This is a genomic window from Acinetobacter sp. NIOH-H-8 (assembly GCF_046635365.1).
Classification (GTDB): Bacteria; Pseudomonadota; Gammaproteobacteria; order Pseudomonadales; family Moraxellaceae; genus Acinetobacter.
In genome coordinates this window covers 269919-285246 of the sequence record NZ_JBHDVN010000001.1, presented here as the reverse complement: position 1 = coordinate 285246, position 15328 = coordinate 269919, and the positions used below count along the sequence as shown (strand labels likewise).

Genomic DNA, 15328 nt, shown 5'->3' with positions numbered 1-15328 from the left:
GCCCGGACTTAAATCCTATAGAAAAAATGTGGTCACGAGTAAAAATGATTCGCAATAAATTTAGAGTTAAAGATATTGATAAATTGTTTAAAGATTACTGTAATGATTTATTTAGTATTTAGCTATATTTAGCCCGTTATGGTGGAGAAGAATTTGCGATTCTACTTACTGATGTACCTGTCCAGGCAGCATTTCAATCTCTGGAAAAAGTCTTAATCAAGATTCGCGAACAGCAATTTGAACATTTAAATCGCACAGATGATAAATCCTATGTCACGGTCAGTATGGGCATTTCCTGGATGGATCAAACACATCCATATCCAGATATTCATGCACTGATGAAAGCGGCAGATGTACAGTTATATGCGGCTAAGCAGGCAGGGCGAGATCAACTTAAAATGACATAAAAAAGTTTTAATTTTAAAAAGCGTATTTATATAAATGATAATTTTCTTCATTTTCCGATTGAGGATTCGGTGAGAAAAATCCATTTTTTTGATAATAACTTAAAGCCGTTTGAGTCGATTGGACTTTAATTTTATGGATATTTTTACGCACTAAGGATTTGTGCATCTGATCAAAAAGCTGGGTGCCAAAGCCGAGTCGCTGGAAACGTGCAGCCACATAGTGCATCAGGATTTCTCCAGTGTCACTGACCAGCAAAAAGCCGACAATCTGATCATTCAAAATATACACCCAACAGTCGTTATAAAGCATTTCCACAATCAACTGGGCATGATTAAACTGTTCCAGCCAGCGCTGGATCACGCTGTCTTCACGTTGATGATCCAAAATACAGGATTGAATACTGTCGTGGATGACCTGAATTATTTGAGGTATATCTTGAATCTTCCCTTCACGAATCATAATTTTATTCATTTACTCGACCATAAAGAGGGACCTTTTATTTGAAGGAAAATGCTCAAAAAAACAAATACCAATCATGTAGCTTTTTGAGTGCATTTGCTAAAGAATCCAGAGTTGATGATCGATTCTGTAGTGATTTGTCTGATTTATTTATCTTGATCAATATTGGCCTTCTGGTTTAATTCTAATTTTTAACAAGATTCTAGATTTTCATTTCAAATTAAATACTGGGAAATAAGACTCAACCGAAGAAAAAATCCGAAAAGATCTAAAAAAAACCCCTCATGTTTGCTGTACAAAAAATAGACTTGTGTTAAGTTGAAAGAAGATCGCCAAATCAAGAATTGGCAGACCGTGATAAAAATAAAATTAACCACACGAGATGATCAATGATTCTTAAATTCCTGATTTTTTCATGTCTAGCCCTGATACTTTATGCGATGTGGTTTATCGGCATGAAAATCTATAAAACCCAGCGCTATGTAAAGAGTAAACGTGTCGAAAAAAAGGGTCCGATTTCCAGCAGTACTGAAGAGAGTCAACCTGAGTCTCAGGAAACCTTGCACGTGGTCGATGCCTATGAGCTGGAACTGTTTGATGACGTGGCGCAATTATTTTTCCAGCATCAGGTTCAGATTCAGGACCGCAATGAAGCAGAGCAGTTACAGCAGGAACTGCTCCGTAAGATGCCGATGCATACCGGTACACAAATCCGTCAGATGGATTTAGGCGAATGGTCAATTTTTTGGAATTTTTATGACCAGTCACTGGAGTATTATGTCGGCCGTTATGGAGTATTTTATGCCCATGTCGACCGTTTCGGCGAGGAACACCGTCAGGAAATCCGAACCAATGTTCAACAGGCACGTTATGCTTAAGTAGCTAAATGCTTAAATACTCTAGAGACTGAGATCAAGCTGCATATTTGAGTTGATGCAATTCGCTGAACTTGGCGAGCACTTCATCCCAGAGCTGTTCTGCGCCCTGACGGAAATAGCCCATATGTCCCATATGCTTGATTCCATAATCAGCTGCCTGAATATTGATATAATGCAACGGAGCCTGACGATAATGTTGCATAAAAGCCTGTCTGGATTCAGGTAAGGCCCAGGCATCATCAAGCGCGGCTACGGCATAAATAGGTGTTTTTACCGCGGCATAATGGGTATGCAGGTCTTTCAATTCAGGATCGGCAAAGAAATAGGTCGGATTTTTACACCATTTTCGCCACTGACGATAAACATCACGTGGCAAGTCAGCGCCCATATTTAAACGGCTCCATGGCAAATAGCCTGTCACTGCCACCATCGGTGGAAAAACAATATTCCAGATTACCTGAACCTTGATTCTTTCAGTTAAAGGCATATAACCATGCCAGCCAGCACCAGTGCCAAAGCAGTACATTGCTTCAATACGATCATGATATTTGCTTAATCCCAAAGCCTGTCCGCCATAGGAATGGCCAATCATATAAATATCCAGACCGGTTTGGCTGAGATAATCAATCGCAGCGCTGAGATCATATTGTCCCCAGTCCAGATAGGACATCTTAAAATTCTTTAACCGTTTAGGTGCAGAATCAGCCACCCCGCGATAATCAAAAGTCAGTACCTGAAAACCTGCATGTGCTGCATAATCGGCAAAGCGCCGGTAAAAAGCTTGGGGAACACCTGTCGCACAGGCGATGACAATATTGGCTTTGGCATATTCACTGCGGTAAAGCTTGCCGGTTAAGGTATAGCCATCTTCTGCCAGAAACTGCACGGTTTCAACCTGAACTTTTCCTTGTTGCATACTGGATATCCTTATACGTGGATTGAATCAGGGGAGGTGAATCTATATTATTTTTAATCTGATCTAAGCCATGATGTCAAAACTCACGAGTCGTAAATGACATCTATGCTTACCTATATGGCATGTAATCGCCTCATACAAAAGGAAGGGCTGCCTCATGCTGATTGATTTTCATCAGGCACAATTACAGAAATTTATGGCTTTAGCGACTCAGGTTGAAGCTGAACCGGAACACTATTTACAGTTTGATTCCGTTTCTGATTTTTATAAGGCCAGCTGGTTAAAGAAATTTCCTGCGGGTACGGTCTGGTATGCTTCCGGCCTAGATGATGGGGCAGAAGAATTTCATGCGGTCATTGAGTATCGTGAAGTTCAGCTTTTACTCAGCTGTGGACCCTGTATATCTGCAAAAATTGCCTGGAAACATTGACCTCAATGCCAATTTTTCTCAATAAAAAAATAATGACAGCCGATGTAAAATTGACTTAAATAGCTTATCTTCTCTGTCAGATGATTCATTTGACTTAATTTGAGTCCATAACCCCTAATAAAAATAAGGAAAATAGATATGGCCCACCAGTTTACCGTAAATGCAATTATTCGCGGTGTTTCGATTGATGAGTTTAAACGTCTGGCAAATGACATCAGTTTGCATGAAGCGGTTTGTCATCGGATCCCTGCTCAAAATATGGAAATTCTGGTTTCAGAAAAGCAGGGACACCTGTATACCCTGAAACGTGCCTACAATCTGGATGTCAAAATCCCAGATATTGCCAAAAAACTGCTAAAAGATGCATTTCGCTTGCAACGTACCGATGTCAGCAATTTAGAAGAAATGACTTCTGTTGTGGAACTAGGTGCCAATCTGCCAATTGAAGCCAAATGTCAGCGTGCCGTTACAGGTGATGAACAGCAGATCCAGTTCCAGTTAAACTGGACGGTGAATGTGAAAGTGCCTTTGGTCGGTGGCATGCTGGAAAAACATGCCGAAGGTGAAATCCGTAAGTTCAGTGAAATCGAGATCAGCATCGTGGAAGATGAGCTACGCAAGAATCTGACAGCTTAAGCTCGTATTTTTACGATTAGAAAAAGAGCCTTTGAGTCAGGCTCTTTTTTATTTTAGGCTGTTTTTTCAAATTTGCTGCGGTAAAGCAGGGCAGTAAATAGCGTCACTAGACAAACGGTCCAGATATAGTACAGGGCACCAATATTGCTATATAGGCTCAACCATTGTACCAGTGGCAAGGTGATTCCACCTGCAATCGCATAGGCCAGATTATAGGAAAATGAAATTCCGCTGAAACGGATTTGTGCCGGGAACATTTTCACCATGCTATAGGACACCATGCCCACGGTTCCTGAGCTTAGACCGAGCAACATGTAAAGCATGAACACCGTTGACGCTTCAACATGACCCAGACTGTGATAAAAAATCCCGGCCATTGCCGCGACAAAAATAGAGCCAAGTAAAATGACCTTGCCTGCACCGAAACGGTCAGCCAGTACACCAGCGATAATGCAGCCGAGCATTTGCATTAGGATTGCAGCACTTTGCATCTTGAATGCATCAGCACGTTCGAAGCCAAAACTGGCCACCAGTAAATTCGGCATCGCCAGAATTAACACTACTACACAGCCGGTCAGGAACCAGGTAAATAACATCCCAATGCCTACAGCAGTTTTGTGGCTTAATAGTACCTGTTTGACTGGTAATTCTTTCGCCAGTTCTTTTTTCGCCTGCATGGCTTTAAAGACTGGAGTTTCTTTCAAATAACTGCGCAGGTACAGTGCCACAAAACCGAAAATCCCACCCAGAATGAAAGGAACGCGCCAAGCCCAGTCTTTGATTTCCGCTTCAGTGAACTGAAGTGAAATAAATAGCGACATTAGGGCACCAAGTAGAATCCCGAGCGATAGGCCGGCAGTCAGCAAACCATTGGCAATCCCAATTCGGCGTTCTGGCACATGCTCTGACACAAAGGTCCAGGCAGCCGGAATTTCACCGCCAATCGCAATACCTTGAATAACACGCATCAATAGCAGCAGTAATGGTGCAGCATAACCAATACTTTCAAAGGTTGGCATGATCCCGATCATGAGGGTCGGTAGCGCCATCAGCAAGATGGATAGACTGAATAGACGTTTACGACCGATCAGATCCCCAAAATGTGCCATCACCACACCACCGAGTGGGCGGAAGAAATAGCCTGCGGCAAAGATGCCATAGGTATTCAGCATGGCCCAAAATGGACTCAGGGTACTTGGAAAGAACAGTTCGGAAATTAGTTTGGCGTAGAACACATAAATGACAAAATCATAGAATTCCAGTGCGCCACCTAGGGACGATAGTCCGAGGGTGCGTTTATCAGCACGGCTCAGATAGGGTTGTGCATTCATGTGGTCGTTCCATTATTTAATATCCATGACTTGATTGCTGATTTTAAAGAAGGGTTATTTTCTTGAATAATCAATCTTTCTTTGTTTAATCTAAACTAAAAGTTATTAAAATTTAAATGAATAAAATTATTTGGAATGTTTTGATTAATTATTTTCCTTTCAGGTGAAGTCTTTAAGGCAACCATAAGCTGGATTTCGACATATTACTTAAAACCCAGCTTATCTTTTTTAAGGATATTTATTCATTTTAGTATGATGTTCATTCTGTAATTTTCTCTCTAAGATAGAGTTAAATGAAAAAAATACAGGATAGCGCGATGACAAATACCTTGGCGGTGGCACAGCAAGGTGAGGCCATTTTAACCCTAATTGCCAGTCCGGTCACACAGGCTGAATTTGACAGTGACTGGTTGCGGCAATTTAACAGCGCCTTGATGGAGACCATGCAACAACGTCAGGGCGTGGGGATTGCAGCACCGCAAGTTTATGTGTCTAAACGCATTATTATTGTCGCGTCACGGCCGAATTTACGTTATCCAGATGCGCCGTATATGGAAGCCGTGACTATGATCAATCCGGAGATTATCAGTGCTTCTAATACGCAAGTCTTGGGTGAGGAAGGCTGTTTAAGTGTGCCCGAGCAAAGAGGGAGGGTAGCTCGAGCAGAAGAGGTTGAGGTGCGTTATTTTACGTTAGAGGGAAATGAAATGGTTCAAGTGTTCAAAGGCTTTCCGGCACGAATTGTACAGCACGAAATTGACCACCTGAATGGAATTCTATTTGTAGAGAAGCTTGCAGAAGCATAATTACTTGGTCTGAATTGCAGTGCCATAAGCAAAGACTTCAACCATACCGCCTTGCATGCCAAGTTCAGTCGTACTGAGGCGGATTCCCATAATCTGGTCAGCGCCCATTTTTTCTGCTTCCAGTTTTAACCGTACTATAGCTTCACGTCGTGCCCGTTCAACGACACTCTCATAACTGGTTAAACGGCCACCTAACATGTTTTGCACATTGGCAATCGCATATTTAAAGTAATCATGTGAAATGACCACATTGCTGCTGATCATATGGCCGGGGAATGTAGATTCGTTAAAACGGCTATTATTGACCCGGATATAAGCTAAACGCTGTTCCTGCTCATCCAGATATTGCAGATGCTTGCGCTCGTTATAGCGACCAAAACCGAAACCCACGCTGAACAGAATGGCAAAAATGACAATCTGTATAATCAATCCGTCCATGCATTAGTTCGCCTGTGGAAATGGATCAGGTAGTTTAGGTATGACCGGATCAACGATGACTGCAGTGCCATACACAAACAGTTCAGAAGCACCTTGGGCAATATTTGAGGTAGAAAAACGAATACCCACAATCGCATTGGCACCCATACTGCGGGCTTTTTCAATCATCCGGTTCATAGCTTCCTGACGGGATTCTTCCAGTAATTCGGTATAAGCGGTCAACTCACCACCGACAATATTTTTTAGACCGGCCAGAAAATCACGTCCAACATGCTTACTGCGCACAGTACTGCCATAGACCACATCGATTTGCTGGCGAATAGTATGTCCCGGTACAGATTCCAGATTGCTGAGTAACATTCATATCCCTAAATTAGAAAAAATACTTTGATTATTATTACACTAGGACTTACGCATTGACGGATTCAAAAAAGTATTAAAATGCTTTATAAAGTATCTGTGATCAGACGAATTAAACATGCTTCTACAGCAACTTGTACATTACCCATTTATATGGGCTTTCTCATGACAGAACCGAACTCTATTAGCTGCACACAACTTGCCGAGACTTATAATATCTCGCATGATAGTGTAAATCGTTTTCTAGAGCGTGAAGACTATACACCTCACGACCTATATCAAGAATCAATTCAACATATTGATAATAATAAACTTATAGTCAGTATTGATGATACTGTTTTAGATAAACCATATAGTCAACATATGGACTTGGTTAGCTATTTTTGGTCAGGCAAACACCACCGATCCGTCAAGGGTATTAATCTCATTACCTTGTATGCGACAGATCAAAATGGTCAAAATATTCCAATTAATTTCCGAATTTATGACAAATCTGAAAGTAAAACCAAGAATGATTACTTTATGGATATGTTAAGTGAAGTACTCAATTGGGGTGCAAAGATTCAATTTATTACAGGTGATAGTTGGTATTCATCGACTGGAAATCTAAAAACCATAAGAAAATATGGTATTCGATTTATGTTTGGTATCGACTGTAACCGTAAGGTTTCCCCAGACAAAGGACAATGGTTTCAACTGCGTTTATTGCCAGATTTCCATCAGGGTCAAGTGGTCTGGCTCAAAGATTTTGGCTTTGTACAATTATTTAAGACTCAGTTAAAAGAACAGCAGAGGTTTTATATTGTGCATCAAGATGAAGATGATTTATTGTCCTTTGAAGGTTTTCATGAATTACATTCAAGTCATTGGAAAATAGAGCAATATCACCGGGTGATTAAACAGGTTTGTCATATTGAAAAGTTTCAAGTAAGACGATCTAAACTGATTTTAAATCATATTTTTTCAGCCTTGATGGCCTACGTTGAGATACAAAAGAACCAGTTTGAGCGGATCTTTGAAAATATATATCGTTGGCAGAAGAAATTATTTAGACCAATTATCAAAAACTTCATTGATAACTTTATTCTCGATAAAAATCATCTGCTACCACAGAGAATCTATAAATAATAGTGCGTAAGTCCTATACACTTAAAATAGATAGTTTAGTCATTATAAATTTCTTCAGATGACTCAGGCAGCTGGGGTAAATACTTTGTTTGGATCACCCCTTGAGCTGACCAATAGGGAAGTTCAAGTTCAGTAATACCTTCTGCATAAGAAGCCAATTCATACAATGGATAGACAAATACAATTCCATTGGCATTGAAATAGAAATTATCACTTACTTCAAATGCATTTTGCTCAATATGATGTTGTTCAAGCCACTCACGATTATGTTCGTAAAGTTCAGTTTTGAGTTTTTCTTTGCTTGCAGGTGCCAAAATATCATTCAGGCTTAAACGCTGCTTGGTATTGAGATCAAAAATAACGTAGTCACTATGATGCATACCATGTGCAGCGCCTGCTGGGTAATATTCGGAAAAGTATGTAAAGTTTGCGATATTGTAATGCTAACCGATATAACGTACAGCAGTGGTACTGTAGTTGGTTGATGGTATTTCAGGATCAAGAGTGACCTCTACAGCAGGTGATTTGTCGAAAGCTTCAGCATGGTCTTTTTGTAAACGCTCCAAAAAATATTGGTTTAACCAATTTACATTCGTTTTCACTGTTTGCAGATGATATTTAGTGCAACTGGCAAACTCATCCTCACTGGCTGGATGGCATACTTCATTTTTACTGAGCTGTACACGTTCAGTTTTAGCCTTAATCAACGGTAAGCTTTCTTTTTCAGCGACGGTTTCCGCTGTTGGTTCAGGTTTTGAATCTACTGTATTTTTTTGTTGGCATGCGGTTAAGAAAATTGAACTTACCAAGGCAGATAACAATATTTTTTTCATCGATTTACATTTTATAAAGTGTTAAGTCTCATCCAATTGAGTATACAGATTTCTTGATTCAATAAAATATATCGGCTATTGGACCAACGTATAAAAAAAGCCCACCGAAGTGAGCTTTTCTGAAAAAGAGATTAAGCTTATTTTGCCTGTTCGGCACGACGCTGTTCGGTCACAGACGGGCGATACGGTACGGTGTCTGAAGTGTTAACTTTCAAACCACCACCAAGACTCTTGTACAGCTCAACCTGGCTGTTCAGATTCGCCTGTTCAAGTAATAACAAACCTTGTTCTGCTGCATATGAAGCACGTTGTGCATCCAGTACAGTCAGATAGCTGTCAATACCGGCACGGAAACGTGCTAGAGACAGGCGGTAAGTCGTGTTGGTCGCATCAACCAGACGGCGTTGAGCAGCAATACGGTCACCAATATTCTGACGTACCGCCAGGGCATCATTCACTTCACGGAATGCAGTTTGAATGGATTTTTCATAATCTGACAGCGCAATTTGCTGATCTGTTTCAGAAATACGAATATTGGCCTGACGTGTACCCCAATCGAAAATTGGAATATCCAGACTTGGGCCTACAGACCACGCAAAACTGCCAGATTTGAACAGATCACCCAGATCCGCAGATGCAAAACCTGCAGAACCCGTCAGACTGATGGTTGGGTACAGACGTGCACGGGCAGCCCCAATATTGGCACCTGCCGCAGACAGACGGTATTCAGCTGCACGTACATCCGGACGGTTAATCAGCAGGTCACTTGGTAAGCCTGCACCTAGGGCCGCATTAGAGGTAATGCGGGTAACACGTTGTGCCGGTAACAGGTTGGCCGGTACGGGTTGACCTACAAGTAGATTTAGCAGGTTTTGTGCCTGAGCCACCTGGGTGCGATAGTTGGCAACATCATTACGTGCAGTTTCAACAGAAATCTGTGCCTGACGTACTGGAAGTTCGCTATCGATCCCCACATCAAAACGTTTCTTGTTTAGGTTATAGGATTCAAGCTGGGCTTTCAGTGTTTGCTCAGCCAGTGCCAGATTGGCATTGGCAAATGAGTAACTGAGCCATGCTTGGGCTACCTGACCGATCAGGGAAATCTGAGTCGCATCACGCGCACTTTGAGTCGCCAGATAAGTATCTAAAGCATTGTCACGCAAGCTACGCACACGACCCCAGAAATCTAGCTCAAATGCAGTTACGCCTAGACCGACATTATAAGTCGTCACAGCGCCACGGCTTTGCGGGTTGTTACTGCCAGTATCCTGACGTAACACGCTGCCGCTCGCACCAATGGTTGGCAGACGGTCATTTTCAGAAATCTGATAAGCCTGTTGGGCACGCTGAATGTTTAATGCGGCAGTACGCAAATCACGGTTATTGGTCAATGCCAAGTCCAGTACCTGTAACAGGCGCTGGTCAGCAAAGAATTCTTTATAACCCTGTTCTGCTACAGAAGTACCTGAAGCATTGGTATAACTGCTTGGGATATTTGCCTCTGCAACGGGCTCTGGGCCACGCATGCTTTGACATGCAGTCAAAGCAAGCGCGAGGGCAGATACCGCAATGCTACGACCTGTAATAGACCATATATTTTGCATTACGACTAGTACTCCTGATTTTGTTGTTTTGGTTTGTATTTAAAGATACTTCGAATCCACACGTAGAATACAGGAATAAAGAAGATACCTAAAAGCGTCGAACTGATTACACCACCGAGGACACCGTAACCGACAGAGTGCTGGCTACCCGCACCGGCACCTGAAGCAAGTGCTAGTGGAAGTACACCAAAACCGAAGGCAAGGGTGGTCATGATAATTGGACGTAAACGCATTTTTGCCGCATGCAAGGTTGCATCAAACAACTCTTCGCCTTGTTCCTGCAGCTCTTTGGCGAATTCCACAATCAAGATTGCATTTTTCGCAGAAAGACCAATTACGGCGATAATCGCTACCTGGAAGTAGATGTTATTCGACAGGTTCGGGTCTTTAAACAGAATCATACCGCCAAAGGTCAATAGTAATGCACCCACGATACCTAGTGGTACAACCAAAAGAACCGAGAATGGAATTGACCAGCTTTCATACAATGCAGCCAGACACAGGAACACGATCAACAGTGAAAGCGCGTACAAGAAGGGTGCTTGTGCGCCAGACTCACGTTCTTCCAGAGACAGACCAGTCCATTCATAGTCGAAACCTTGCATGCCCATTTCAGGAAGCTTGGCAATGATTTCTTCCATTGCGCGCATTGCATCACCTGAGCTCACACCCGGTGCTGGTGTACCCTGAATGTTCATCGCAGATACGCCGTTATAGCGTTCCAGACGAGGCGAACCATAGGTCCATTCGCCGGTTGCGAATGCCGAGAACGGAACCATTTCGCCACGGTTGTTACGAACATACCACTGGTTCAGGTCTTCCGGCATCATACGAGAGCTGGCTTCACCCTGAACGTACACTTTTTTCACACGACCACGGTCAAGGAAGTCGTTAATGTACGAACCACCCCACGCCATGCTCATGGTGCTGTTAATTTCAGAAATGCTGACACCTAAAGCACCGGCTTGTGCATGATCGACAATCACACGGTACTGCGGGTTATCTTCCTGACCATTTGGACGAACACCTGCAAGACGTTTGTCTTGTGCAGCCAGACCCAGAACAGTATTACGCGCTGCTAAAAGTTGCTCATGGCTTTGACCACTTGCTGCTTTTAACTGCATGTTAAAGCCGGCAGACACACCCAGTTCAGGCATTGCTGGCAATTGTAGCGGCATGATGTAAGACGCATCTTTCACAATCATGTTCAGTGCCATACCACGCTGGATAATTGCACCGACCTGTGATTCTGGTGTGGTACGTTCAGACCAGTCTTTTAGCTTGATAAATGCCAGACCAGCGTTTTGACCTACACCTGTGAATGAGAAACCAGCCACACTGAAGACAGATTGAACATGATCTTTCTCATTCTCCAGGAAGTAGCCAGTCATGGTGTTGATGACTTTATCGGTACGTTCCAGGGTTGCATTTGGTGGCAACTGTACTAGTGTCATCACGACACCTTGGTCTTCATCAGGTAAGAATGAAGAAGGCAGTTTCTGGAAGATCAGCACAATAATCCCGATCACCACCGCATAGATGATACCGGAGAAAATCTTGTGGTGTGTCATACGATTGACGCCGCCCTGATATTTCACAGAAACACGGTCAAAGCTATGGTTAAACCAGCGGAAGAAACGTGCAGCCGGATTGTTACTTTGCGGCTTGTTCGGATCATGCTGTTTCAGAATGGTCGCACACAGGGCAGGGGTAAAGGTTAAGGCCACCACCAGCGACAGTACCATTGCTGTGACCAGCGTGATTGAGAACTGGCGATAGATAACCCCTGTAGAACCACCAAAGAATGCCATTGGTACGAATACTGCAGACAGTACAGAGGTAATACCGATCAGCGCACCAGAGATCTGTTTCATCGACTTTTCAGTCGCCGACACAGGATCAAGATGCTCTTCAGCCATGACACGTTCAACGTTTTCAACCACAACGATCGCATCATCGACCAGCAGACCAATCGCCAGTACCATCGCAAACATGGTCAAGGTGTTGATCGAGAAGCCGAAGATATTAATGATTGCAAAAGTACCTAATACAACCACTGGAACGGCCATGGTTGGAATAATCGTTGCACGCCAGTTCTGCAAGAACAGGAACATTACGATGAAGACCAGAATGACTGCTTCAATGAGAGTATGAACCACCGATTCAATCGATAACTGAATGAATGGTGTGGTATCAAATGCCAGTGTATCCACCATCCCTTGAGGATAGTTAGGACGTAACTGTTTTAAACGTTCTTCAACTGCTTCAGCGGTATCCAGTGCATTGGCACCGGTTGCAAGTTTAATCGCAACACCGCCAGCCGGTTTACCATTAAATTTAGAATCAAACTGGTAGTTGTCTGCACCAAGTTCTACACGTGCGACATCGCCCAGACGGACTTGAGCACCTGAAGTGGTATTTTTCAGGAAGATGTTTTCGAACTGTTCAGGTGTTTGCAGCAGGCTTTGCGCATTCACTGTCGCATTCAGTACCTGCCCTTCAATTTGTGGCGCACCACCTAATTGACCGACAGCCACCTGAGCGTTCTGGGTACGGATTGCCTGAGCCACATCACTTGGAGTCACTTGCAGACTAGCCATTTTGGCTGGATCCAGCCAGATACGCATTGCATAAGAACCACCAAAGACCTGAACTTCACCAACCCCGGCCACACGGCTTAAAGGTTCAGAAATGTTTGAGTTTACATAGTCTTTAATGTCATCTGCAGTCAGGCTGCCATCAGGAGAATAGAAAGCTAATACCTGAAGGAAGCTGGCACCAGATTTGGTCACACGTACACCTTGACGTTGTACATCATCCGGTAAAAGTGCAGTCGCTGACTGTAATTTGTTTTGTACTTGAACCTGTGCAATATCAGGATCGACACCTTGTTCAAAGTTTAAGGCGATGGATGCCTGACCGTTACCGGCACTGTTCGAGGAAATATAACGCAAGCCATCCAGACCGTTCATCTGCTGCTCGATGATCTGCGTTACTGTATTTTCTACAGTCGCTGCAGATGCACCCGGATAAGTCGCAGAAATGGTGACTGTTGGTGGCGCGATCGTCGGATACTGAGCAATTGGCATTTTGCTGATGGTTAAAATACCCGCCAGCATAATTACCAATGCAATCACCCATGCAAAAATCGGGCGATGGATAAAGAATTTAGCCATGAACCATTACTCCTTATGCATTTGCAGCAGGTTTTTGTTCAGGTTGTTTCTTTGCATCATCTGCCTTTTTTGCATCTGCTGCAGGTTGTTGCGCAGCAGGAGCAGCACCTTGTGGGGCAGCTGCTTGAGGTTGATAAGGTTTAGGCACCACTTGCTGTTCAGGTTTTACCTTGGCAATACCATCAACAATCACTTTATCACCCGAATTTAGACCTTCGGTTACGATCCAGTTACTACCTTGAGTACCGACTGTCGTTACTGGACGTGGAGTTACTTTATTGTCAGCACCCACCAGCATCGCCATGGCCTGACCAGTAGGCGTACGGGTTAACGCCGCTTGTGGAATCAGGAAAGCATTTGGAATTTCGCCTTGCACGATTTGTGCTGTGGCAAACATACCTGGCAGAAGTAAATGGTTTTTGTTCGGGAATACTGCACGTAAAGTCACAGTACCTGTTTCAGGGTTCACGCTGGCATCCGAGAATGCAAGACGGCCTTCGACAGGGTAGATGCTGCCATCTTCAAGCTTTAACTTCACTTTGGTGTTGTTTGAGCTGTTGAGGTTGCCTTTGCTTAGCTGTTGACGCAGGCGTAGCAGTTCAGCACTTGACTGGTTGATATCTACATAGATTGGATCTAGACGCTGAATCGTAACCAGTGGTTCTGTCTGATTTGCAGTCACTAACGCACCCGCCGTAATCGAAGAACGGTTGGTTTGACCAGAAATCGGTGCACGTACGGTTGAATAGCCCAGGTTGATTTCAGCATTACGTAAAGTTGCACGGTTCGCATTCAAATCAGCTTCAGCCAGTTTGACCTGTGCTGCGATGTCATCGTATTCCTGTTTAGAAATGGCATTGGTACCGACCAGTTGACGGTAACGACCTTCTTTAACACGCAATACACCTAAATTCGCTTCAGCACGGGCAATCGCAGCACGAGCATTATCAACAGTAGTACGGTTAGTGCTTGAATCGATTTCATAAAGCGCCTGACCTTCACGGACATAGCTACCTTCAGTGAATAAGCGTTTAAGCACCACACCACTAGCCTGTGGACGTACTTCAGAAATCTCAAATGCTGTTGTACGACCTGAGAGCTCTACAGACTGCTCGACACTTTGTGGCTGTGCAACAAGAATACCGACTTCAGTCGGTGGCATTTGCTGCTGAGCACCAGCTTGCTGGCCCTCTTTAGGATCTTTGCTACAACCAACAAGTGCAAGACTTGTTGCTAATGCGCAAGCAGTCAGGGCGGGAGCCCAAAGCTTTGCAGACATCATTGTTCCACCTCAATTGGATTCTTATCTAAATTTTTTTATTTGTGAGCCGTGCAATATCTGATCCAGACCATATACCACAACGAAATCCAAATAAAACTTATACTCCAGCCGGATATGACATCTGAAGGAAAATGTACGCCTAGATAAACTCTTGAAACACCCATAATCAGCATCCATGCACCTGCACCCATCCAGATGATGGTATGTCGGGGATGTTGCCGATATATGAACATTGCCAGACAGCCGAGACAGGCTGCATAGACGCTATGAGCACTCGGGAAGGAGCTTCCATAGCTTTCAACCAGATGAAAAGACTCTGCTGGTCGAGGTCGGGCAATACTGAATTTTAAAAGCCAGCCTAGGAGAATTCCTCCGATAATTCCGATACATATAAAAATTACGCTTGCATACTTTTTATACCACAGTAGAAAAATACACCATAGTGTGGATAAAAATAATACAAATGGCATGCCACCTATCACTGATAAGGACTGATTAATTTGATTTAAAAATTCTGTGCGATAGCCGCTAATCCATTCTATTGCAAGCACATCTAACTGGCTTAAAGTTGCAATATCAAGAAATAACACACTGAAAATTAAAAATAAAATTCCGACAATAAGTAACAAGTAATGCATGCCAA

Annotated in this window: 16 protein-coding genes and 1 pseudogene; 6 read left to right on the top strand and 11 right to left on the bottom strand. The window is 43.3% G+C overall.

Features of this window, described 5'->3' with window-relative positions:
- Positions 1–125 precede the first annotated feature (125 nt).
- A pseudogene (locus ACEWB7_RS01405) lies at positions 126–407 on the top strand (diguanylate cyclase domain-containing protein); the annotation flags it as partial.
- Positions 408–420: 13 nt separating this feature from the next.
- Here the strand turns inward: ACEWB7_RS01405 and ACEWB7_RS01400 are convergent.
- The gene (locus tag ACEWB7_RS01400; RefSeq protein ID WP_180002160.1) at positions 421–867 is read right to left on the bottom strand and encodes a GNAT family N-acetyltransferase; all 447 of its coding nucleotides are present in this window, start codon (positions 865–867) and stop codon (positions 421–423) included.
- 392 nt (positions 868–1259) lie between these two features.
- On the opposite strand from ACEWB7_RS01400, the gene ACEWB7_RS01395 reads away from it, so the two are divergent.
- Positions 1260–1745 (top strand): hypothetical protein, encoded by a 486-nt coding sequence (locus ACEWB7_RS01395; protein ID WP_312309927.1) that lies wholly within the window; start codon positions 1260–1262, stop codon positions 1743–1745.
- 34 nt (positions 1746–1779) lie between these two features.
- Here the strand turns inward: ACEWB7_RS01395 and ACEWB7_RS01390 are convergent, their stop codons facing one another.
- Positions 1780–2661 carry an alpha/beta fold hydrolase gene (locus ACEWB7_RS01390; RefSeq protein ID WP_312309923.1) on the bottom strand — a complete coding sequence of 294 codons (882 nt, stop codon included), beginning with the start codon at positions 2659–2661 and terminating at the stop codon, positions 1780–1782.
- A gap of 157 nt (positions 2662–2818) precedes the next feature.
- Between ACEWB7_RS01390 and ACEWB7_RS01385 the strand changes: the two genes are divergently transcribed.
- Both ACEWB7_RS01385 and ACEWB7_RS01380 read left to right on the top strand, forming a co-directional pair.
- Complete coding sequence (locus ACEWB7_RS01385) at positions 2819–3091, top strand: hypothetical protein (protein WP_004784921.1); 273 nt, start codon at positions 2819–2821, stop codon at positions 3089–3091.
- 138 nt (positions 3092–3229) lie between these two features.
- Positions 3230–3727 carry a DUF2505 family protein gene (locus tag ACEWB7_RS01380; protein ID WP_159123396.1) on the top strand — a complete coding sequence of 166 codons (498 nt, stop codon included), beginning with the start codon at positions 3230–3232 and terminating at the stop codon, positions 3725–3727.
- Between the two features lie 53 nt (positions 3728–3780).
- On the opposite strand, the gene ACEWB7_RS01375 is transcribed toward ACEWB7_RS01380, so the two are convergent.
- Positions 3781–5058 carry an MFS transporter gene (locus ACEWB7_RS01375; protein ID WP_179992624.1) on the bottom strand — a complete coding sequence of 426 codons (1278 nt, stop codon included), beginning with the start codon at positions 5056–5058 and terminating at the stop codon, positions 3781–3783.
- A 317-nt stretch (positions 5059–5375) separates the two neighbouring features.
- Between ACEWB7_RS01375 and def the strand changes: the two genes are divergently transcribed.
- Positions 5376–5864, top strand: a complete 489-nt coding sequence (gene def / locus ACEWB7_RS01370) for a peptide deformylase (RefSeq protein ID WP_312309920.1) — start codon at positions 5376–5378, stop codon at positions 5862–5864.
- Here the strand turns inward: def and ACEWB7_RS01365 are convergent, their stop codons facing one another.
- Both ACEWB7_RS01365 and ACEWB7_RS01360 read right to left on the bottom strand, forming a co-directional pair.
- Complete coding sequence (locus tag ACEWB7_RS01365) at positions 5865–6302, bottom strand: YbjQ family protein (protein WP_159123399.1); 438 nt, start codon at positions 6300–6302, stop codon at positions 5865–5867.
- 3 nt (positions 6303–6305) lie between these two features.
- Positions 6306–6662, bottom strand: coding sequence for a YbjQ family protein (locus tag ACEWB7_RS01360; RefSeq protein ID WP_175968006.1), 357 nt, complete (start codon positions 6660–6662; stop codon positions 6306–6308).
- A 99-nt stretch (positions 6663–6761) separates the two neighbouring features.
- On the opposite strand from ACEWB7_RS01360, the gene ACEWB7_RS01355 reads away from it, so the two are divergent.
- Complete coding sequence (locus ACEWB7_RS01355; protein ID WP_411580357.1) at positions 6762–7790, top strand: transposase; 1029 nt, start codon at positions 6762–6764, stop codon at positions 7788–7790.
- A gap of 35 nt (positions 7791–7825) precedes the next feature.
- Here ACEWB7_RS01355 and ACEWB7_RS01350 read toward each other — a convergent pair whose 3' ends face one another.
- The 6 genes from ACEWB7_RS01350 to ACEWB7_RS01325 form a co-directional block, all read right to left on the bottom strand.
- Entirely contained in the window at positions 7826–8170 is a 345-nt protein-coding gene (locus ACEWB7_RS01350) for an RsiV family protein (RefSeq protein ID WP_312309919.1), read from the bottom strand.
- Positions 8171–8233: 63 nt separating this feature from the next.
- Positions 8234–8623, bottom strand: a complete 390-nt coding sequence (locus ACEWB7_RS01345; protein ID WP_312317606.1) for a hypothetical protein — start codon at positions 8621–8623, stop codon at positions 8234–8236.
- Between the two features lie 137 nt (positions 8624–8760).
- Positions 8761–10227 carry a multidrug efflux RND transporter AdeIJK outer membrane channel subunit AdeK gene (gene adeK, locus ACEWB7_RS01340; protein WP_005236902.1) on the bottom strand — a complete coding sequence of 489 codons (1467 nt, stop codon included), beginning with the start codon at positions 10225–10227 and terminating at the stop codon, positions 8761–8763.
- A gap of 5 nt (positions 10228–10232) precedes the next feature.
- Entirely contained in the window at positions 10233–13403 is a 3171-nt protein-coding gene (locus ACEWB7_RS01335; RefSeq protein ID WP_411580348.1) for an efflux RND transporter permease subunit, read from the bottom strand.
- Positions 13404–13416: 13 nt separating this feature from the next.
- Positions 13417–14685 (bottom strand): efflux RND transporter periplasmic adaptor subunit, encoded by a 1269-nt coding sequence (locus tag ACEWB7_RS01330; RefSeq protein WP_214001997.1) that lies wholly within the window; start codon positions 14683–14685, stop codon positions 13417–13419.
- 35 nt (positions 14686–14720) lie between these two features.
- On the bottom strand, positions 14721–15323 hold the full coding sequence (locus ACEWB7_RS01325; protein ID WP_411580347.1) for a phosphatase PAP2 family protein: 603 nt from the start codon (positions 15321–15323) through the stop codon (positions 14721–14723).
- Between the last annotated feature and the right edge of the window lie 5 nt (positions 15324–15328).